Source organism: Blochmannia endosymbiont of Camponotus sp. (genome assembly GCF_023586085.1).
Lineage (GTDB): Bacteria > Pseudomonadota > Gammaproteobacteria > Enterobacterales > Enterobacteriaceae > Blochmanniella.
The window spans coordinates 315,573-338,303 of the sequence record NZ_CP097757.1 but is presented as its reverse complement, the minus strand read 5'-3'; the positions used below and the strand labels follow the sequence as shown (position 1 = coordinate 338,303).

The 22,731-nt window shown below is 29.8% G+C and carries 15 protein-coding genes; 1 reads left to right on the top strand and 14 read right to left on the bottom strand.

Features of this window, described 5'->3' with window-relative positions:
• Positions 1-15: 15 nt before the first annotated feature.
• From carA to ribF, 6 genes are all read right to left on the bottom strand, one after another.
• Positions 16-1,158 (bottom strand): glutamine-hydrolyzing carbamoyl-phosphate synthase small subunit, encoded by a 1,143-nt coding sequence (gene carA, locus M9400_RS01390; protein ID WP_250232692.1) that lies wholly within the window; start codon positions 1,156-1,158, stop codon positions 16-18.
• 231 nt (positions 1,159-1,389) lie between these two features.
• Positions 1,390-2,241: a 4-hydroxy-tetrahydrodipicolinate reductase gene (dapB, locus tag M9400_RS01385; protein WP_250232638.1), complete on the bottom strand. Its 852-nt coding sequence runs from the start codon at positions 2,239-2,241 to the stop codon at positions 1,390-1,392.
• A 253-nt stretch (positions 2,242-2,494) separates the two neighbouring features.
• A complete protein-coding gene (ispH, locus tag M9400_RS01380) occupies positions 2,495-3,430 on the bottom strand; it encodes a 4-hydroxy-3-methylbut-2-enyl diphosphate reductase (protein ID WP_250232691.1) in 936 nt (311 codons plus the stop codon).
• A gap of 88 nt (positions 3,431-3,518) precedes the next feature.
• Positions 3,519-4,001 (bottom strand): signal peptidase II, encoded by a 483-nt coding sequence (gene lspA / locus M9400_RS01375; protein ID WP_250232637.1) that lies wholly within the window; start codon positions 3,999-4,001, stop codon positions 3,519-3,521.
• Positions 4,002-6,830 carry an isoleucine--tRNA ligase gene (gene ileS / locus M9400_RS01370; RefSeq protein ID WP_250232636.1) on the bottom strand — a complete coding sequence of 943 codons (2,829 nt, stop codon included), beginning with the start codon at positions 6,828-6,830 and terminating at the stop codon, positions 4,002-4,004.
• A 36-nt stretch (positions 6,831-6,866) separates the two neighbouring features.
• The gene (gene ribF / locus M9400_RS01365) at positions 6,867-7,799 is read right to left on the bottom strand and encodes a bifunctional riboflavin kinase/FAD synthetase (protein ID WP_250232635.1); all 933 of its coding nucleotides are present in this window, start codon (positions 7,797-7,799) and stop codon (positions 6,867-6,869) included.
• 225 nt (positions 7,800-8,024) lie between these two features.
• Between ribF and rpsT the strand changes: the two genes are divergently transcribed.
• Positions 8,025-8,303 (top strand): 30S ribosomal protein S20, encoded by a 279-nt coding sequence (gene rpsT / locus M9400_RS01360; protein ID WP_250232690.1) that lies wholly within the window; start codon positions 8,025-8,027, stop codon positions 8,301-8,303.
• Between the two features lie 56 nt (positions 8,304-8,359).
• Here the strand turns inward: rpsT and dnaJ are convergent, their stop codons facing one another.
• The 8 genes from dnaJ to pnp all read right to left on the bottom strand — a co-directional run bounded on the left by dnaJ (position 8,360) and on the right by pnp (position 22,620).
• Positions 8,360-9,493, bottom strand: a complete 1,134-nt coding sequence (dnaJ, locus tag M9400_RS01355) for a molecular chaperone DnaJ (protein WP_250232689.1) — start codon at positions 9,491-9,493, stop codon at positions 8,360-8,362.
• A gap of 121 nt (positions 9,494-9,614) precedes the next feature.
• On the bottom strand, positions 9,615-11,528 hold the full coding sequence (gene dnaK / locus M9400_RS01350) for a molecular chaperone DnaK (RefSeq protein ID WP_250232634.1): 1,914 nt from the start codon (positions 11,526-11,528) through the stop codon (positions 9,615-9,617).
• Between the two features lie 417 nt (positions 11,529-11,945).
• A complete protein-coding gene (thrC, locus tag M9400_RS01345) occupies positions 11,946-13,247 on the bottom strand; it encodes a threonine synthase (RefSeq protein ID WP_250232633.1) in 1,302 nt (433 codons plus the stop codon).
• 3 nt (positions 13,248-13,250) lie between these two features.
• Positions 13,251-14,186: a homoserine kinase gene (thrB, locus tag M9400_RS01340; RefSeq protein WP_250232688.1), complete on the bottom strand. Its 936-nt coding sequence runs from the start codon at positions 14,184-14,186 to the stop codon at positions 13,251-13,253.
• Between the two features lie 22 nt (positions 14,187-14,208).
• Positions 14,209-16,656, bottom strand: a complete 2,448-nt coding sequence (gene thrA, locus M9400_RS01335) for a bifunctional aspartate kinase/homoserine dehydrogenase I (protein ID WP_250232632.1) — start codon at positions 16,654-16,656, stop codon at positions 14,209-14,211.
• A gap of 951 nt (positions 16,657-17,607) precedes the next feature.
• Positions 17,608-18,030 (bottom strand): DNA polymerase III subunit psi, encoded by a 423-nt coding sequence (locus M9400_RS01330; RefSeq protein ID WP_250232631.1) that lies wholly within the window; start codon positions 18,028-18,030, stop codon positions 17,608-17,610.
• A 91-nt stretch (positions 18,031-18,121) separates the two neighbouring features.
• Positions 18,122-19,879 (bottom strand): DEAD/DEAH box helicase, encoded by a 1,758-nt coding sequence (locus M9400_RS01325; protein ID WP_250232630.1) that lies wholly within the window; start codon positions 19,877-19,879, stop codon positions 18,122-18,124.
• A 641-nt stretch (positions 19,880-20,520) separates the two neighbouring features.
• Positions 20,521-22,620 (bottom strand): polyribonucleotide nucleotidyltransferase, encoded by a 2,100-nt coding sequence (pnp, locus tag M9400_RS01320; protein ID WP_250232629.1) that lies wholly within the window; start codon positions 22,618-22,620, stop codon positions 20,521-20,523.
• Positions 22,621-22,731 lie beyond the last annotated feature (111 nt).

The following is a 22,731-nucleotide window of genomic DNA, read 5'->3' as shown; positions in this document are numbered from 1 at the left end:
TGTATTCTCCAAACATTATTGATTACGGTAATTTTTAATTAATTTGATAAAATGACTGAATAATGATGATGTAGCATCGTGAGGCCCAGGACTAGCTTCTGGATGACCTTGGAAACTAAAAGCAGGTTTATTAATATGGTGAATACCTTGTAATGTTCCATCGAATAATGAAATATGTGTTATTTTTAAAGTATTAGGTAAAGTTTTTTTATCTACTACAAAATTATGATTTTGAGCAGTTATTATAACCTTATTTGTTTCCATATCTTTTACTGGATGATTAGATCCATGATGACCAAATTTCATTTTTATTATTTTTGCTCCATTAGCTAGTGCTAGTAATTGATGGCCTAAACAAATTCCAAACAACGGTATTTTAGTGGTATTTAAAAAAATTTGAATAGAATCAATTGCATATCCATATGCATTTGGATCTCCAGGTCCATTAGCTAAAAAAATTCCATCTGGTTTCATATTAATTATTTCACGCGCTGTGGTATGTGCTGGGACTACAGTTAATAAACAACCATAATCTACTAATATACGCATGATGTTTCGTTTAATACCGAAATCATATACTACTACACGATAAGGTAAACGTAATGGAGTAGCAAATACTCCAGATTTGATATCCCAAGTACCTTGATTCCATATATATTGTTGAGAAGTACTTACTTTATGAGCAAGATTAAGCCCGTGTAATCCAGGAAATTCGCGAGCTCTACGTAATGCTACATTAGCATTAGGAACGTCATGAGCAATAATGCATCCATGTTGCATTCCTTTTTCTCGTATTAGTCGAGTTAATTTACGAGTGTCTACCCCAGCAATACCAACAACATTCTGTTGTATTAAATAATCTGAAAGAGTTAACGTATGACGAAAATTACTAACAGTAGTTGCTAAATTATGAATAATAAGTCCTCTTACCTGAATACAAGAAGATTCATTATCAAGTTCATTGGTTCCAACATTTCCAATATGAGGGTAAGTTAAAATTACTATTTGATATGCATAAGAAGGATCAGTAATTATTTCTTGATATCCAGTCATTGATGTATTAAATACCACCTCTCCTACTGTTTCTCCCTCAATTCCTATTGCGTATCCATAAAATCGATTACCATCTTCTAGTACCAATAACGCTGGTTTCATCAAAATACCTCTATATTTGTCGAATAAATTAATCATTAAATATATAATTTATATTTAATTTATTAAAGGAAATTGATGAGTTATATATTAAATTATAATTAATATTATAGTACAATAAAATAAAACATGTGTAAATATTATTTACACATGTTTTATTTTATTGTCAATTTTTAAATTTCTTAATATTCAATATAATATACAAAACGATACTATTATTGTCTCTATCTCAAGTGATCATAATAACGCATTTATTCCTAAAGTATCTCCTATATCAAATAATCCTATTTTATCATATCCTAACCAAATAGCAGAATGTAATGCCCCACGAGCAAAAATTGTACGATCTGACGCTTTATGTGTGATTTCTAAACGTTCTTCTGGTCCTATAAATAGAATAGTATGTTCTCCAATAATGTTCCCAGCACGTATCGAATGAATTAAGATATCACGATTAGAAGATGATTCTGATGAATATGTTGTATAATCAACATTGCGATCCATAATTTTGTTAGATCGTGTAGATCTTAATGCATTTACAATAGTGTTTTGCATCATTAAAGCAGTTCCAGACGGAATATCACTTTTTTTATTATGATGCGTTTCAACGATACTGATGTCTGAATTATCACCTATAGTATGTGTAATCTTATGTAACAATCTTGATATTAATGCTATACCTATACTAAAATTAGAAGAGAAAACAATTCCTATTTTTCGAGATGCATTCATAATAAAATGTTCATGAGTCTTATTAAACCCAGTCGTACCAATAACTATATTTTTATTATTATGAACACAAAATTTTAAATATTCCATAGATATACTAGGAGCAGTAAAGTCTACTAAAACATCGAAGTCATTTTTAACTAACTCGAGACTATCAGTCACTGTTATACCTAAAGTATTGGTTTTTATTAACTTTCCAACATCCATACCACAAATACTAGCATTTGAACGTGTTATAGCGGCCCCTAAAATAATTTTTTGACTAAATTTTTTTTCTCCCTTAACAATACATTGTATTATTTTTTTGCCCATACGTCCGGTTATTCCCGTAACGGCAATACGAAGAAGCGCATCATTCATGATTTTATATACCCTATAATAGTACTTATAATATACAGAAGAATGTACAATTATAATTTATTTTTATAACTTGATATGAAAATAATAAAATATAAATTTTCAATAAATTTCAGTAATTATTTATTATATTTTAATTATTAAAATATAATAAATAACATATACCATCATACAGTTTTTATGCTGTTGTACTTTACTTAAAGCTTATAATTTTACTATTGCACTAAATTAATAAACACATTATTGCTTAAATATACTAAATTTTAGGTATACTAAAAAACATATTCTCTTCTTGTCCAATCATTTCTTCAACAACAAGATGATCTTTACTTAATGTACGTAACTTATCCAGGACTTGGTATACTAAAATATCCGGAGCTGATGCTCCAGCAGTAATGCCAACATTATTCATTCCACGCAACCAATCTTTTTGAATATCATTAGCATGGCTAATTAAATATACAATTTTTCCAATCCGATGTGCTAGTTCAATTAATCTCATAGAATTAGATGACATCCTTGATCCTACAACAAATATTATATCTACTGTTAAAGCTAAATTTTTAAGGGCATTCTGCCTATTAAATGTAGCATAACAAATATCATTTTTTCTAGGACTTAGAATATTAGGAAATCTTTTGTGTAAAATCGTAACAATTTCTGCGGTATCATCTATTGACAAAGTTGTTTGAGTTACAAGAAATAAATTATTTGGATAATTTACCTTAAGAAACCAAGCGTCTGATCTAGACTCAACTAAATATATTTTTCTTCCAGAATTATTAGAAATATATTGCCCCATCGTTCCTTCTACTTCTGGATGACCAGCATGTCCTATTAAAATAACTTCCATATCATTACGATTAGCGCGTGCAACTTCCATATGTACTTTCGTAACTAACGGACAAGTAGCATCGAGTATTACTAAATTTTTAATTTTCGCTTCTTTCCGTATTTTTTTTGACACCCCATGCGCAGAAAAAATTAGAACTGCCCCATTGGGTACATCATTTATTTGTTCAATAAAAACAATACCTTTTTTTGATAATCGGTTCACTACATAATCATTATGCACTAATTCATGTTTTACATAAATCGGAGTACCATATACTTGAATAGCTTTCTCTACAATATTAATTGCTCGATTTACTCCTGCACAGAATCCACGCGGATTAGCCAATACAACTTTAATATCTACACCCCTTTATATACAAAATATGGTAATACGACATCATCGTATATTTTTATCAAGATATACGAATATCTCAAATTAAAATTTCTTAACAATCATAATAGTGTTTTATTATTAAAACAATAGTTCCTATACAAATTGCCATATCTGCAATATTAAAAGTTGGCCAATGCCAACTTTTAATATATATATCAATAAAATCAACTACTGTTCCATATAATACTCGATCTAATAGATTTCCTAAAGCTCCTCCAATAATCATAGAACAAGATACACTATAATACTTAGAATATCCAATCATTTTATATAAAGTTATAACAAATGCTATAATGATTAATATTGTGATCCATATAAATGTCCAACGATAATATAAATCAACATTAGCAAATATCCCAAAAGCTAATCCTGAGTTATGAATATAATAAAAATTAATACCAGGTAGTACTGATAATATCTCTCCAACCAAAAAATGAGTTTTTATCAAATATTTAGTTTCTATATCTAATAACATTAATAGTATAGATAACCATAACCATTTTAAATTTTTATGATTATACTTTTTATGCTGCATTTAAAAGAACCTACGATTTTCTCCTGGCCCAGCTATATTAGAAACACAACGCGCGCAAATATTTGAATAATTTTTATTTTGATCAACGTCTAATCCATAATGCCAACAACGCAAACACTTCTTTCCTTTAGCTTTTTCTAAAAAGATATGCAATCCTGGTATTCCTTCTTGTTTATGTATAATTCTATTAAATTTTTCGTAATAATCTAAAACTATAGCAGAAGATGTTATCAATCCAAAAGACAGTTCATTATCTAACATACGCAATTTATTTGCTAACTCTGGAATAGCATATAAAATTACACTAGCATCTAAGGATCCTCCAATAATTCCGTTAAGACGTGCTTGTTCAACTGTTTTGTTTACTTCGTTTCGAACATTTAAAAAAGTATTCCAATGATTATTACTCATGACTTGTGTTGAATTTATACTAAATAATCCATCATACCATTCTTCAGTAAACACATATTCTGATCGATTTCCTGGAATATATCTCCAAATTTCATCAGCAGTAAAAGATAAAATTGGAGCTATCCAACGTACCATAGATTCAATAATATGGTATAATGCAGTCTGAGAACTACGGCGTGCCGTACTATTTTTTTTTGTAGTATACTGTCGATCTTTAATAATATCTAAATAAAACGAACCCATTTCTATTGAACAAAATTGCATAACCCGCTGTATTACATTATGAAAATTATATTTTTTATAATCTGATATTATTTCTAATTGCACGGACAAAGCGCAATTTATTGCCCAACAATCTATTGCAATCATATTTTCTGGATGCACACAGTCTTGTTCTGGATTAAAATCATTAATGTTAGCTAAACAAAATCGAGCGGTATTACGAATGCGCCGGTATATATCAATTGTACGTTTTAAAATAGCATCAGAAATCGTCATATCTTTAGAATAATCAGAAGAAGCTATCCATAGCCTCAAAATATCTGCTCCAAAATTCTTTATTATTTCCTGTGGGCTAATAACATTTCCAAGAGATTTAGACATTTTACGCCCTTGAGAATCTACAGCAAACCCATGACTTAATACTTCTCTATAAGGGGCTTTTCCTTTAATGACAGTTGATATAATTAAAGACGACATAAACCAACCTCGATACTGATCTGAGCCTTCTAAATATAAATCTGGTAAATGTTTATGATATTTTAATCTTTCTGGTATTACTGAATCACAAGTAGAACCAGAGTCAAACCAAACATCAAGAGTATCTAATACTTTTTTATATTGATCCGATTCTTTTTCCAGAATATCTTCAACTTTTAGATCCCACCACGCTTGTATTCCGCATTGTTCTACACGTTGCGCAACTATTTCCATTAATTCAAATGTATGTGGATGTAAAATATCTGTTTGTTTATGAATGAACAAAGGTATTGGTACGCCCCAAACACGCTGCCTTGAAAGACACCAATCGGGTCTATTAATAATCATTGTTTCAATACTAGATTTACTTTTCTCTGGAATCCAGCGTACTTCATGTATTGCTTTTAATAATTTATCCCTTAAGTCATATTTATCTATACTTAAGAACCACTGTGAAGTAGTTTTATATATAACAGGAATTTCATGACGCCAACAATATGGATAACTGTGCTTATGATTGTGATTTACATGTAATAAAGTACCCGACTGATTCAGTAAATTTATTATTATATTATTTGATTGAAAAATGTGCACTCCATTTAACGTAGGATGTATGTCAGATATATAATATCCCTTATCGTTTATTATATTATTGATTCTTTTTAAATTATATTTTTGAGCTATAATATAGTCATCAATGCCATGATTTGGAGCTATATGTATCGCTCCTGTTCCAGCATCTAATGTTACATGACAACTTAATACAATAGGAACATCAAAAGACATAAATGGATGATGAAATCTCAGCGATTCTAAAGAATTACCCAAAGTTTCGCCTAAAATCTTCCAAGATAAACATTGTATACGTTTCATTACAATATCTACCAAATTGGCTGCAATAATTATATATCTATTGTCATTTATCAAAATTAATTGATAACTATAGTCAGGATGTACAGAAATAGCTTGATTAGCAGGTAATGTCCAAGGGGTAGTAGTCCAAATAACTAATTCAATGGTATGTTTATACAAATTAATATTAAATATTTCAGACACACGAATACTATCTACTGCAGAAAAAGTAACATCAATAGCAGAAGATAAATGATTATTATATTCTACCTCTGATTCAGCTAATACAGAATGACATTGAAAACACCAATGTATTGGTTTAATGCCTTTGTAAAAATGACCACAAGATATCACTTTACTTAAAGTGCGAATAATGTTCGCTTCAGTTTTAAAGTCCATTGTTAAATAAGGTCTAGCCCAGTCTCCTAAAATACCTAACCTCATGAAATCCTTTTTTTGTATTTTTATTTGATCCAAAACGTAATTACGACAGATATTGCGAAATTCGTTTGGGCTAATGTCAATCCCCGGGTGTCCTATTAATCGTTCTACTTGCAGTTCGATAGGTAATCCATGGCAATCCCAACCTGGGATATAGGGAGCATTGTATCCCATAAAACCTTTATATTTAAGAATAATATCTTTAAGTACCTTGTTGACTGCATGCCCTAAATGAATACTACCGTTTACATAAGGCGGGCCATCATGTAACAAAAATAATTTTTTTTTATTTTTTTTAAGACGAATTGCTTCATATAAATTATCTTTATACCAACGTTTTAATATGGCAGGTTCACATATAGCCAAATTAGCACGCATCGGAAACGATGTATGTGGTAAATTTAAAGTATTTTTATAGTTCATCATTTATAAGTTATTCCATTTTTATAAATTTTGTTGATATTATTTTTTATTAAAATAACTACGTACATTTATTATATCTTTTTTAATTTGATGTTGTAATGTTTTCATAGAAGTGAAATGTTGTTCATCACGTATTTTAGCTAAAAAAACTACTTTAATGTGATAAGTATATAGATTTGTAGATATATTTAACAAATGTACTTCTAATTGTTGTTGATTTTTACCAGTGACTGTAGGACGTACTCCTATATTAGCTACACCTGGTAATGGAAGAGTAGAAATACCATATACTTCTACTGCATATACACCATGTACAGGTAATCTTTTACCCTGTAATGCTACATTAGCCGTAGGAAACCCAAGCCTACGTCCTAAGCTATCTCCATGTACTACTCTACCAGAAATACAATAAGAATGTCCCAGTAATAATTCAGCATCTAAAATTCTATTTTCTATTAAAGCTTCACGTATTGCAGTGCTGCTTATTCTTTTTCCATTTGAATCAAGATAAGCAGCAGTACGTATTACTTTAAAACCTTCATGCTTACTTATTTTTTTCAACAAAAAAAAATCTCCTTTCCTAAAAGCTCCGAACCTAAAATCATCTCCGATATAGACAAATTGTACTCCTAGTTTATAGATTAATATATTCTTAACGAAATTATATGCTTTTATTGAAGCAAATTTTTTGTTAAAAGTGATACATAGAATAACATCTACACCTGCAGTATATAAATAATTAATTTTATCTCGTAACCTAGTTAATCGTATTTCTATTATATTAGATAAATATTCTCTGGGTTGTGGTTCAAAAATCATAACCATAACAGGTAATTTTAAATTATTTCTTTCTTTTTGTAATTTTGAAATTAATGCTCGATGTCCACGATGAAATCCATCAAAATTACCAATAGTAAGTATACAGCCTTTATGATGAGATTTTATGTTATGTAATCCTCTAATAAATTCCATGTCAAAATTTAAATAAATTATTAGAAAATATTTATATTATTCTATAATTTAATTAATTAAAAATAATTTAATTTTTAAGATAGAATTAAGAAGTAAAACGCATACTTATAATCATAAAACGATTATATTTAAACCATAAATAATAATTGCAATATGAAATATAACAATATAATATGAATATATTATATTGTTATATTTCATATTGCAATTATTAGGAGTAATGTGTTGGCTAATACTAAATCAGCTAGAAAAAATATTATAAAATCAAGGAACCGACGTATGCATAACATAAGTCATCGATCTATGTTACGTACTTTTATAAAAAAAGTTTATATGGCAATTGCAACTAAAAATAAAAATGCTGCTATGGCCGCATTTTTATCCATGCAAAAAATAATAGATCGGCAGGCTTGTAAAGGTCTTATTCATAAGAACAAAGCTGCTAGACATAAATCGAGAATATATGCACGTATTAAGTCGATGACGCATTGTTCATCAGAATAAGATAAAAGTTAAAAACATTATTTTTTAGAATCATGATAACTCCAATTTTAATTAAATCAACGAGTAAGATCATCGAAAAATTTTTTTACGCCATCAAAAAAGCTTTTAGATCTGGGACTGTTTCTATTACCATTAGGCCCTTCAAAACTATCTGACAAATCTTGTAGCAGTTGTTTTTGGGTATTGTTTAATCTAACTGGAGTTTCTACCACTACCCTGCATAATAAATCACCATTACTACCACTACTACGCACTGATTTCACACCTTTTCCTCTCATGCGAAACAATTTCCCAGTTTGCGTTTCAGGAGGAATTTTTAATTTAACTCTACCATCTAAAGTAGGTACTTCAATTTCACCTCCTAAAGCTGCCATAGAAAAACTAATTGGCACTTCACAATAAAGATTTTTTTCTTCTCTATCAAAAATTGGATGCTTTCTAACTTGTACTTGAACATATAAATCTCCTGCAGGCGCACCATTGATTCCAGATTCACCTTCACCTGATAAGCGTATACGATCTCCTGTATTTACACCTGCAGGAATCTTAACAGAAAGAGTTTTGGGTCGCTCTACCCGTCCATTTCCATGGCATCTATTACATATTTCTTTAATAATTTTCCCGTGTCCATGACATGCAGGACACGATTGTTGTACAGAAAAGAAACCCTGGCGTATTTGAATTTGTCCTTGACCATGACACGTCATACAAGTGACTATTGCTGTATTAGACCTCGCTCCGCTACCATGACATTTTTCGCACGTTGACAAAGTGGGTATACGGATTTCTTTAATAACCCCACGTACTGCATCTTCTAAATTTAATTCTATATTATACCGTAAATCTGAACCTCTACCTGAACGACTTCGTCTACTTCCTCCAAATATATCTCCAAACACATCACCAAAAATATCACTAAAATCTGATGCTTTTCCTGAATTAGCTGCTGACCCCATATTTCCTTGTTCAAACGCCGTATGACCATATTGATCATAAGCAGCACGTTTTTCTACATTACTCAATATTTCGTACGCTTCTTTAATTTCTTTAAACTTTGTTTCAGCTGCAGTATTTCCTGGATTACGGTCTGGATGAAATTTCATTGCCAGGCGTTTATAGGACTTTTTGATTTCACGCTCATCCGCATTTTTGGAAACGCCTAAAATCTCATAATAGTCTGATTTAGCCATGGTTTTCTTTATGTCCCTCAATATACCTATTCATTAGGTATGTAACATATTTGTTTTTGTAATATTTTTTGAGTGATAATTTTAATATTATTTCTCCTATTCTAAATTTAATCTTCAAAAATTACTTCTTATTTTTTATTTCTTCAAATTCTGCGTCCACTACTTCTCCAGTTGGATCAGCAGTACTATTGGAAGTTTGAGATTTAGATTGTTCTTGATGTTTTTGACTTGCTTCTAATAATTTTCCAGAAACTTTAATTAAAGATTGAATTTTAGATTCAATTTCACTTTTATCTTCATTTTTTATGACTGATTCCAACTCTCTTAATGCGCCTTCTATAGAAGATTTATCATCCAATGATATACTGTCACTCACTTCTTTTAACTGTTTTTTTGTACTATGTAACAAATGATCAGCTTGATTGCGAATTTGTATCAATTCTTCAAATTTACGGTCTGATTCAGCATTAACTTCTGCTTCTTCAACCATCTTTTTAATTTCTTCTTCATTTAAACCAGAAGAAGCTTTAATAGTTATTTTTTGTTCACGTCCACTATTTTTATCTTTCGCAGATACATGCAAAATACCATCAGCATCAATATCAAATGTTACTTCAATCTGAGGTGTTCCGCGCATTGCCGGTGCTATGCCATCTAAATTAAACTGTCCCAATGATTTATTATCACTTGCTCTTTTTCTTTCACCTTGTAACACATGAATAGTAACAGCAGATTGATTATCTTCAGCTGTAGAAAAAACTTGACTGTGCTTAGTAGGGATAGTGGTATTTTTAGAAATTAATGAAGTCATGACTCCACCCATAGTTTCAATCCCTAAAGATAATGGTGTTACATCCAACAACAATACATCTTTTACGTCTCCTGATAATACTCCCCCTTGTACGGCTGCTCCAATAGCAACTGCTTCATCAGGATTAACGTCCCTGCGTGGTTCTTTTTGAAAAAATTCAGAAACCTTTTTTTGCACAAGAGGCATACGAGTTTGTCCACCTACTAAAATAACATCATTTATTTTAGTAACAGATAAATTAGCATCCTTTAGCGCCACTTTAAGTGGCTCCATAGTACGATTTACTAAATCCTCTACAAGAGATTCTAATTTAGCACGAGTTACTCTAAAATTCATATGCTTCGGACCAGTATTATCTGCTGTAATATACGGTAAGTTTACATCAGTTTGATGTGAAGTAGATAATTCTATTTTTGCTTTTTCTGCTGCTTCTTTTAAGCGCTGCATTGCTAAAGGATCACTATATAAATTAATATGTTGATCTTTTTTAAATTCGTTTACTAAATAATTTATTAAAAGGCTATCAAAATCTTCACCACCTAAATGAGTATCTCCGTTAGTAGATAATACTTCAAAAGTTTTTTCTCCATCAACATCGTCAATTTCAATAATCGAAATATCAAAAGTTCCCCCTCCTAAATCATATACAGCAATAGTACGATTACCCTTAGTGTCTTTATCTAAACCATAAGCTAATGCCGCAGCAGTTGGTTCATTTATGATTCGTTTAACTTCTAGACCAGCAATACGTCCAGCATCTTTAGTAGCTTGGCGTTGAGCATCATTAAAATAGGCCGGTACTGTAATAACCGCCTCTGAAATTTGCTCTCCGAGATAATCTTCTGCAGTTTTTTTCATCTTTTTCAAAATTTCAGCGGAAACCTGAGGAGGAGCCATTTTTTGCCCTTTAACATCTAACCAAGCATCTCCGTTATCAGCAGAAATTATTTTATACGGCATGATGTTAACATCACGCTGAACTTCTTTATCCTGAAATCTACGACCAATCAGTCGCTTAATAGCAAACAAAGTATTTTTAGGATTAGTAACAGACTGACGTTTAGCCGGCTGACCAACTAAAATCTCATTATCTTGTGTATAAGCAATAATAGAGGGAGTTGTACGATCACCTTCGCTATTTTCTAATACACGAGGCTTATTTCCTTCAATAATTGCAACACAAGAATTGGTCGTGCCTAAGTCTATACCAATAATTTTTCCCATCTAAATGCCTCCACTGAAAATCAATTCAATCACACTATGCACCTGATATGCGGTCAAAACTGTACTTTTCAACCTTAAAATAAGTTTGTTTTCAAAACTTTTCAAAAACATCATACAAATTCTAATTTAATTATTATTTTATAAATGTATTACTAACAAAATCGCAAAAATACACCTATTCTAATAACAGAATATAGACTATTATTATAATAGTATTTAATTTATATCCATTATTTTCATAAAATTTTCATCTTGTTACGTATCTATATATATTATACGTCTATAATAAAAAATATATTTATATAATTTCAACTTAAATTGATTCAGTATTTGTTATTGAATACACCAATTGAATGTATGCACATATAAATATATTAAAAATTTTTAATAACGATAAATATAGTTTACATTTAACACTTAAGATACTATTTTTAAAATTAGATTGCGTAACGAAGAAAAACATTTAGGTATTTCATATGATAAAATAGGTAATCTCATACGTTCTTTTAATGAAACAGGTAATACCACTTGTATTTTTTTTCTCAAAAAACATTCTACTAACTCTTTAAATTTAACAGGATGAGCAGTACCAAGACAAATCCCAAATTCATCAGAATCTAATTGATCAGACAACAATCGATACGCTACAGCAGTATGGGGTTCAGAAAGATATCCTAAATCTGAAATTTCTTGAACCGTTTTTTCGGTAAGTATATCATTGACACAACCATATTTTAATTCTTTAATAGATCTATTTTCTCGACGAAATAATTCTTCTATTCTAGGCCAATTATTTGGGCAACTTACATCCATTGCATTAGAAAACGTTGAAACAGTAGGATGAGGCTCCCAATTACCATTTTGCAAAAATCTGGGCACAGTATCATTAACATTAGTAGCAGCAATAAACTTTTTCACTGGTAACCCACAAGATTGCGCTAATAGACCTGCAGTCAAATTTCCAAAGTTCCCACTAGGAACTGCAATAACTAATTTATTGTGCATTTGATATGGTAATTGCGATATTCCTTCAAAATAATAACAAAGTTGAGCTAATAAACGACTAATATTAATAGAATTAGCAGAATTTAAATCTAAAATCTGTCGTAATATATTATCTTCAAAAGCTTTTTTTACTAAAAATTGACATGAATCAAAATCTCCATCTACTGATATAGTATAAATATTACCTCCTAAAGTACAAAATAATCTTTCTTGCAATACACTAATTTTCCCTTTAGGATATAAAATAATGACGTGTATATTACTCAAATTAACAAAAGCATGAGCTACAGCTGCTCCTGTATCTCCAGACGTGGCTGTAAGAATAACCATAGGCTTATTGAATCTATGATTAACTTTATTTAACATTTGTGCCATCAATCGACTTCCAAAATCTTTAAAAGCTAAAGTTGGTCCATGAAAAAGTTCTAAAATAGCAATGTTGTTTTTTACAAATACTAATGGTACTGGAAAATTAAAAGCATTCTGAACACAACTTAATATAGTATTTTTTGATAACTCAGAGCCAATGTACGTAGATAAAATATGCGCACTACGTTCTATGAAATTCATTTCTAACATAGAATTAATTTCAAGTACGGAAAACTTTGGAAGATCTATCGGAAAAAACAATCCTTGATCTTTTCCTAGTCCTTGTATAAGAGCTTGACAAAATGTGACTTGTTCGTCATGTTGTTTAATGTTATATAATTTCATTAGCTATTCTACCATAATCCGTGCTCCGCGCTTATCGAGGGAACAAATTCGAACAAAACCTGAATCGTTTTGCAAATAAAACCGTGATAGCCAATCAGAAATATCTTCTATTACATCGTAAGTATTACATAATACAAAAATTGTTGGACCAGATCCTGAAATACCACAAGATATAGCACCTTTTTTCATAATATTATGACGTATATAAGATAACTTTACTGGAAATAATCTCGATCGATAAGGTTCTGCGATAATATCTTTCATGCATCCAATTGCTAAAGATTCTTGTTGAGTATGACAAGCATGAACAAACCCAGACAAATACTGACTGTGATTAACGCAATCTTCGCGATTATATTTATTTGGTAATATTGATCGAGATATCGCAGTGGATATTTTCACCCCTGGATATGCTAAAACCCATAACCAATTACTAAAACTAGGAACTTCTTGGTTAACAATGTTACAATTTTTTAAAATTAAACGCATACCTCCCAAAAAACAAGGCGATACATTATCAAAATGAATTGAACCAGAAATTTTTCCTTCCATTTCCCCCATTAATTCAAGCAACTGATCTTTATTAAGTGGAGATCCGTAATGATAATTCATTGCTACTAACACAGCTACTATAGAACAAGCGCTAGAACCCAAACCAGAAGAAACGGGAATATTTTTTTCTAACTTAATACTTAAAGGATATGTTTCTCCTAAAGTTTTACAAAATCTCTCCCAACATTGAAATATAATATTTTCTTCCAATTGTGTTGGTAATTGATTATGAAAACATCCTGTATTTTTTAAACTAAAAATATTAGAATCCTCAATACTTACACAATCTCCAAATAAACTATCATTTATCGGAGTAATTGCCATACCTAACGTATCGAACCCTACCCCAATATTACCGATAGATGCTGGAGCATAAACTCTAACCATATCTACATGTCCCTTACTATTTTTATGATAAAGTACGTAATAAATCTGCAAATACTCCTGCTGCCGTAACATCATTTCCTGCGCCATACCCGCGTAATACCAATGGCAACGGTTGATAATACCGTGTAAAGAATGCAAGAGCATTTTCTCCATCTTTTACTTTAAATAATGGATGATTATTGTCAATAGACTCAATTTGTACACGACATTGTCCTTTTTGTATATTTCCAACATAACGTAATACATGTCCTAATTCATATGCTTTCTTAGATTTGCTCAAAAAAATATCATCTAACAAATATAATTTTTCAAAAAAACTATCCGTATTATGTTCGCTCATGAAATCATGTGGTATTACTGGATCAATTTGAACATCCTCTAACTCTAATTCATATCCAACTTCTCGAGCTAAAATTAATAATTTTCTAGCAACATCTATACCAGAAAGATCATCTCTAGGATCTGGTTCAGTATAACCTTTCTTCTTAGCTAACAAAGTTGCAGAAGATAACGATAGTCCCTCATCTAATTTTCCAAAAATAAAAGATAAAGATCCGGATAGAATACCTGAAAAGCTTATTAGTTCATCTCCAGCATTCAATAATTTTTGCAAATTTTCTATAACTGGTAATCCAGCCCCTACATTAGTATCGTACAAAAATTTTCTTCGTGATGTTATCATAGCCTTTCTCAGCGTTCTATAACGTTTCATAGATCCAGTATTAGCTTTCTTATTTGGAGCAATTACATGACAACCATTTAACAAAAAATTTACATAATGATCAGCAACATCAACACTGCTAGTACAATCAACAATAACTGGATTTAACAAATGATTTTCTTTTATAACATCTATTAATTTACTCAAATCACAAGATTCATGTGCTTTTTTAAGTGATAATTTCCAATGATTTAAATCAATTCCATTTATGTTGATATACATCACTCGTGAATTAGTAATTCCACATACTCGTAAATCAATGTGTTTATTTTTTAACCAATGTCTCTGACGTCTGATTTGTTCTATTAAAGCAGTACCAACACCTCCAGATCCAATAATAAATACTTCTATTAATTGATCAATACTAAACAACATTTGATGAGCCACCCTAATTCCAATAGCAGTAACCTTATTTTTTACAACTACCGAAATAGAACGCTCTGAAGACCCTTGGGCAATTGCAATAATATTAATATTAGCACGAGCTAATGCACCAAATAATTTGTTAGATAAACCTAATTGAGTACGCATGCCATCGCCGACAACTGAAATAATCGCAAGATCTTGTATTACATCTATTGGTTCTAAAAGGCCATTTTTTAACTCCAAATTAAACTCGTCATTCAATGAAGTACAAGCTTTTGATAATTCTTGATAAGGTACACAAAAACTTATGCTATATTCAGAGGATGATTGAGTAATTAATACTACTGAACATATGGCTTTAGACATTGCTGAAAATACACGAGCAGCCATACCAATCATACCTTTCATTCCTGGCCCAGAAACATTTAACATTACCATATCATTTAGATATGTAATGCCTTTGACCATATTAGTTGAATCATTATTAATTGCCCCAATTAATGTTCCAGGAGCATTAGGCTTAAAAACATTTTTTATTAAACAAGGTATATGGAATTGAGCAATTGGAACGATAGTGCGGGGATGTAAAATTTTAGCCCCAAAATAAGAAAGCTCCATGGCCTCTTGATAAGATAATGAATGTAATAATTTTGCATTTGGTACTTGATGCGGATCACATGTATAAATGCCATCTACATCTGTCCAAATTTCACAACGATTGGCTCCTAAGCAAGCCGCTAAAATTGCAGCTGAATAATCAGAACCATTCCGACCTAAAGCAACTAATTCTCCTTGATCATTACCTGCAGTAAATCCAGCCATTAATATAATATTTGAATGAGAAATAGGTATGTTTTGAATACGTCGTGCAGATTCTTCAATATTGACCATAGAAGCAAGATATCCTCTTCCTTGTGCTACAAGATTATCCACTGGATTAATAACAGTTATTTGGAGCTTTCTTGCTATTAATAAACCTTCCATTAAGATAATAGATAATTTTTCTCCTAAACAAATAATACTAGCATTTACATTGTCTGGACAAAATTTTAATAATGAAATTCCATGTAATAAATTTTTTAAATGAACGAACTCTTTTTCTAATATAGCATGTAGAGCTATATGACTAAATCCTGGTTGAATTTGATTTATATCTTTTAATAAAGTATTAAAAATAATTTCTATATTGTGAATATATTCTAAAATAGAACTACCATTTAATGTGTGATCGATAATGGATACTAGATGATTAGTAATCATTGCAGGTGCTGATAATACTACTGCTATTTGTTCTTCTTGAGCATTTTTTTCAATAATATTGGCGACATGAATAAATTGATTTGCATTAGAAAGCGAAGTTCCACCAAATTTCAATACTCGCATGTTTTGTCTCCTAAATATGATTTCTAATATCTCGAACCTTTATTAATAAAAATTAAATATGAAAAATCCCTGAATATTTGTTCATATTATTTACCGTATTTTTATGGATAATCATTATAATAAATAGTTAAAAATTAGAATAAGCACACATTATAATCAATTATATCATTATATCACTTAATATAAATACTATCTATAATAAAACTTTGTGATAAAATAACCGATTATTATTTAGGCATAATAAACATTGCTAAAAATCAAAGGATTTGTTTTAATTAAAAATTAAAATGTATATTTTAAATCTATATACACAAATAGCTTCACCATTATAAATATACATATATTCATCAAAGATGTATTATTTATAAAATAGACTCAAATTGAGTAATGTTTATATATTCATATACTTGAATATTTATCATATTAAATATGGGATAAAATAATATCTTCTAATAAAACAATAACAAAAATAATATTGTTTATTAACATAAAATATATTGTTATATTTAAAAAATAATTTTGAGAGACGTTCATATTATTATATGAATGTCAATAAAATAAAAAATAAAATTAGTAAAGATTAAAAATTTATTAAGTACTAATATATTTATAAATAATCTTATATATACTTCAAAAAATGAAATATTGAAATTTTATAATTTATATCATTAAATATCGATTTAATTAATTAAATAATTACTATTGATATACTACTAAAAATAATTTCTCACTCCTTTCGGAATTAGCTTCAATCGTTCGATAAACTTTTATCTGTCTATATAAATTACATTGACTCATATGTTATGAATTAATTTCTATATTAATAGCTTCAAATAAATGTATAGAGTATTTATAAATACGTTTTCAAAAATTCAAAATATAAAGAAATATTTATTATTATAATAATACAATTCATTCCTTTTTGTTTATAATTTAATATTTCTAAACAATTTAAATATTAAATTTAATGCAACTAATTTGTCGCCACAAATCACGCTTAGCTTTAACATTAGATTTTAATATTGGCAATGATGGAGTATTTAAACACATGCCATGGAAATTTTTTGATACTTCAGTACCGATCCACCAACAGTGACAAGAAAATCCTGACGGAATAATCAAGTGATTAATTTGACTATTAGTTAATGCATATACTTCTTTAGGATTAAACTGCGTAGCACGTATAACATCTTTAATAAAAAGGTCATTCAATGATATTGGAGAATCTGATGATATTAATAATAAACGAAGACATTTGCATAATTTAATCTGATTATTATTATTTAAAACTACGGGATATCGTAATTTCCACAGTGTAATACCTAATTGCTGTAGAATAAAATTATTTTGTCTATCTTCGTTGTTAATCCACATACTCACTCATACTAAATGTAGTAGTATCAATATAACTAATATAAATAATTAGCGCTAAAACAGTAATTATATATTTAACTAATTTAATTTTTTATATCACCTTATCGGATACATATACATTTTCAGAAAAATTTTGATTATGATACGTACTATTACGCAAAGACGTGCTTCCTAATAATTTCATATTTATTGGTTTATTTAAAATTCGTGCATGAGATAACTGAGTTAATATCTTATTATTAGACAGTCCTTTATTTAGTTCAATAATAGAATAAAAAGGAAATAATTTAATATTACCTATTTCATAATAACGAATGTTATCAATTTTATTTGAAAGCATTCCAATTATATGACGGATTTTCACTCCATCGTTACGTCCTACTGATATATGATAAATATCCATATTTTCAGAAGATATTTTCCTAGGTTTTAACCTAGTTTTCAAAGCTCTATTATTAATACGACAGTTATTTTTATAATTATTTTTTATGTATATTTTATAGTTTGATTTATTTTTAATAATTGGATCTGGAGGTAATACTAACGGACGATTTCCCTGTGCTATTTTCAATAAAACAGCTGCTAAATTTTCTATTGTTAAACCTTGCTTAGGTCTTATTTGCGGTAATAATGATCGATATATATCTAAATCATTATTAGTATTTAATTGACATTCTATTTTATTAGCAAATTTAGCCAAACGGCAAGCAAGTAAATCTTTAATAGTAGGATGTCGAACTTCTGTAATATTTAAATTTATTTTACGTTCAATATTACGTAATAGACGATATTCTTTATATTCTACAAACAATAAAGATTTCCCGACGCGTCCCGCTCTACCAGTTCTTCCTATACGATGTATGTAAGCATCAGAATTGATTGGTATATCATAATTTATTACTAAACTAATACGATGAACATCTAATCCGCGTGCAGCAACATCAGTAGCTATAAGAATTTCCAAACTTCCGTGTCTTAATCGATCTAACGTTTGATGTCGTATTGCTTGATTCATATCTCCGTTTAAAGCCGCGCTATTATAACCAAATTTTTCTAAAATTTCAGAAATTTCCAATGTTGCACATTTAGTACGAACAAAAACAATGGCTGCTTCAAAATCTTCTGTTTCTAAAAATCGCATTAATGCTTCATGTTTAGCTATTCCACGCACTAACCAATAACTTTGTTTAATATCAGCGCACATATTTGTATTAGTATGAATATACACTTCTTTTGGGTTATGCATAAATCTATAACTTATGCGGCGAATACCCATAGGCAAAGTAGCAGAAAATAGCGCTGTTTGTCGTTTAATCGGAACATTTTTAATAATACGCTCAACATCTTCAATAAACCCCATACGTAGCATCTCATCAGCCTCATCTATCACTAAAGTTTTTAATTTAGATAAATCAGCAGTACCACGGTTTAAATGATCTATTAACCTACCTGGAGTACTGACAATAATATGAGGCTTCTTATTCAAAGCACGTAATTGAATGTCATAGCTTTGTCCTCCGTATAAAGTCACGATATTTATTTTATTCATATATCTTGTAAAATCAGAACACACTCTTCCAATCTGAATTGCCAATTCTCGAGTAGGTGTCACAATCAATCCTTGAGAAAAAGAATCATTGATATCGATATTATGTAGCAATGGCAACACAAATGCCGCGGTTTTTCCGCTACCTGTATGCGCCATTCCTAATACATCATATCCAGCCAATAAATATGGAATACACTGAGTTTGAATAGGTAAAGGTTTTTTATACCCAATATCATGTAAGACATTAATTATATGATGATTTAATCCTAAATCCATAAAAGAATCTGCTGTTTTTGACATCTGTAATTACTCCACATTTAACAAACCAATGAACTATATAAGTTTAATATAAAAATTTTTAAAAAATAATATTTCTTAATGTAGAAATACTCGTACATATGGATTAAAATCGTTCAAAGAATAATATTATTGTGTCATATATATGAATTTCAGCAAATTACAATTAAAAACCCGCATAATATTTATGAAAACTACATTAAACGAATACAAACCTACCTTAATGAAAAAATATCGATTCTTAAAAAATTATTAAATAACCACCTACATACAATAATAATGTATAGATTATTATTGTATGTTAATCTAGCCTAATAGGATTCAAATTTTATTTACTTTTTTGAATGTATATATTTATCTTTGTAGCGCACAAATCTCTCCATTGTGTACCTATTCATTTGTGAATCTCTATTTACTGATAATAATTATAAATTTTGTTCCTATAAATATGTTATTACACTATATATTTCTTTATTTATATCAAACAATTTCAAATATAATTACATTACTATAAATCACAATACAACACGCTTCAGATAAATAAATAATCGTCAATCTACGTAGATCACTATAAACCACATATTAATATATATACATATTGTACAATAACCAAATAACAATTCTCATTGTACTATAATGAGAATTTACACTGCTGTTATTCCCTTCATACTTAAACGAATTCGCCCTTGACGATCTATTTCTAATACTTTTACTAATACTTCTTGTCCTAATTTTAAACAATCAGTCACTTTATTTATTCTTCTTTCAGAAATCTGAGAAATATGTACTAATCCTTCTTTTCCAGATAAAATCGTTACGAACGCTCCAAATTCAACAATATGCGTAACTTTTCCAGTATAAATCGCTCCTATTTCAACATTTGCAGTAATATCGTTAATTCTTCGAATAGCTTGTTTTGCTTTATCATAATCTAAAGAAACTATTCTGATGGTTCCATCATCTTCAATATCAATAATAGTATTAGTTTCTTCAGTCAATGAACGAATAACAGATCCTCCTTTCCCTATAACATCTTTAATCTTACCTGGATTAACTTTGATACTATATATTCTTGGTGCAAATTTTGAAATTTCTTTTTTAGGAACCTTAATAATTTTATCCATAAGATCTAGTATTTGAAATCTCGCATGTTTTGCTTTTTCTAATGCAATATTTATAATATCATAAGTAATTCCATCTGTTTTAATGTCCATTTGCAATGCCGTAATGCCCTGACGACTACCAGATATTTTAAAATCCATGTCTCCAATATGATCTTCATCACTTACAATATCGGATAATACCACAAAATCGTTTCCTTCTTTAATTAATCCCATAGCAACACCGGCAACTGATTCTTTAATCGGCACTCCGGCATCCATTAATGCCAGAGATGTTCCGCAAATAGACGCCATGGAAGATGATCCATTAGATTCAGTAATTTCCGACACTACACGTATTGTATAAGGAAATTCGTTAGAATTAGGCATAACCGCTAACATTCCACGCTTTGCTAATCGTCCATGCCCAATTTCTCTTCTTTTTGGGGCGCTCATAATTCCTATTTCTCCAACACAATATGGCGGAAAATTATAATGCAATAAAAATCTATCAATACGAGCTCCAATTAGTCCATCAATATTCTGTGCATCACGTTCTGTACCAAGTGTAACAGTTACTAATGCTTGAGTGTCGCCTCTAGTAAATAATGCTGATCCATGAGTACGAGGTAGTATACCCGTTTTTATATCTATTTCACGAATTACATCTTTTGAACGTCCATCCACACGCAATTTATTTGACAGAATACGATAACGAATCGATTGTGTTTCTAGGTAATTCAAAAGATACATTATTTCCTTTTCATCTATAACGACATTACTATTATAACTACTATTAAGAACAGTCTTTATTATATCTTTCTTTATGCTATCAACTTGAGCATGACGCTCCTGTTTATCAAAAAAACAATATATATCTTTAGAACGAGACTCGTATAATTCAGATACATATGTTTTTAAAGGCATGTTAATTTCTTTTTCTTTCCAAGAAAATTTAGATTTTCCAGATTTTTGAACTAATTTATTAATATTGTAAATCACTGTTTGTTGTTGTTCGTGTCCAAATATAATAGCATCTAATATTTCTTTTTCACTTAGTAAACATGATTCCGATTCCACCATCAAAATATTAGATTTAGTACCTGAAATAACCAAATCCAACTTACTATTAGATAACTCCGTCGTTGTTGGGTTTAGTACGTATTTATTTTTAATATAACCAACTCTAGCTGCTCCAATTGGTCCCAAAAATGGAATATCAGATAAACTTAACGCAGCAGAGGCTCCTATTATGGCTACGATATCTGGATCCACCTGCGGATTCACTGACATAACTGTAGCAACTACTTGTACATCATTAGTAAATCCTTTGGGAAATAATGGCCGAATAGGACGATCGATCAAACGAGATGTTAACGTTTCATTTTCACTTGGGCGGCCTTCCCTGCGAAAGAAGCCTCCTGGAAATTTTCCAGCAGCATATGTGCGTTCTTGATAATTTACAACAAGAGGAAAAAAATCTTGTTCTAATTTTACTTGATTAGAACTAACTACAGTAACAAGTACTGTAGTATCACTCATACTAACCATGACTGCAGCATTAGCCTGACGAGCTACAGTTCCAATGTCTAAAATTACAGTATGTTTTCCATATCTAAATTTATGAATAATCGGATTTAACAAAACAATATCCCTTATATTTAAAATATAATTTTTTATGTATCGAATTAATCATCTATGATTTATTAACAAATACTCTTCATTTGACTTTTTAACTTTAAAATAGTAAGTATA

Coding starts and splice junctions, on each gene's coding strand:
- dapB (WP_250232638.1), bottom strand. CDS start 2,241: ATGAATGATGCGCTTCTTCGTATTGCCGTTACGGGAATAACCGGACGT.
- lspA (WP_250232637.1), bottom strand. CDS start 4,001: ATGCAGCATAAAAAGTATAATCATAAAAATTTAAAATGGTTATGGTTA.
- ileS (WP_250232636.1), bottom strand. CDS start 6,830: ATGATGAACTATAAAAATACTTTAAATTTACCACATACATCGTTTCCG.
- ribF (WP_250232635.1), bottom strand. CDS start 7,799: ATGGAATTTATTAGAGGATTACATAACATAAAATCTCATCATAAAGGC.
- dnaJ (WP_250232689.1), bottom strand. CDS start 9,493: ATGGCTAAATCAGACTATTATGAGATTTTAGGCGTTTCCAAAAATGCG.
- dnaK (WP_250232634.1), bottom strand. CDS start 11,528: ATGGGAAAAATTATTGGTATAGACTTAGGCACGACCAATTCTTGTGTT.
- thrC (WP_250232633.1), bottom strand. CDS start 13,247: ATGAAATTATATAACATTAAACAACATGACGAACAAGTCACATTTTGT.
- thrB (WP_250232688.1), bottom strand. CDS start 14,186: ATGGTTAGAGTTTATGCTCCAGCATCTATCGGTAATATTGGGGTAGGG.
- thrA (WP_250232632.1), bottom strand. CDS start 16,656: ATGCGAGTATTGAAATTTGGTGGAACTTCGCTTTCTAATGCAAATCAA.
- M9400_RS01330 (WP_250232631.1), bottom strand. CDS start 18,030: ATGTGGATTAACAACGAAGATAGACAAAATAATTTTATTCTACAGCAA.
- M9400_RS01325 (WP_250232630.1), bottom strand. CDS start 19,879: ATGTCAAAAACAGCAGATTCTTTTATGGATTTAGGATTAAATCATCAT.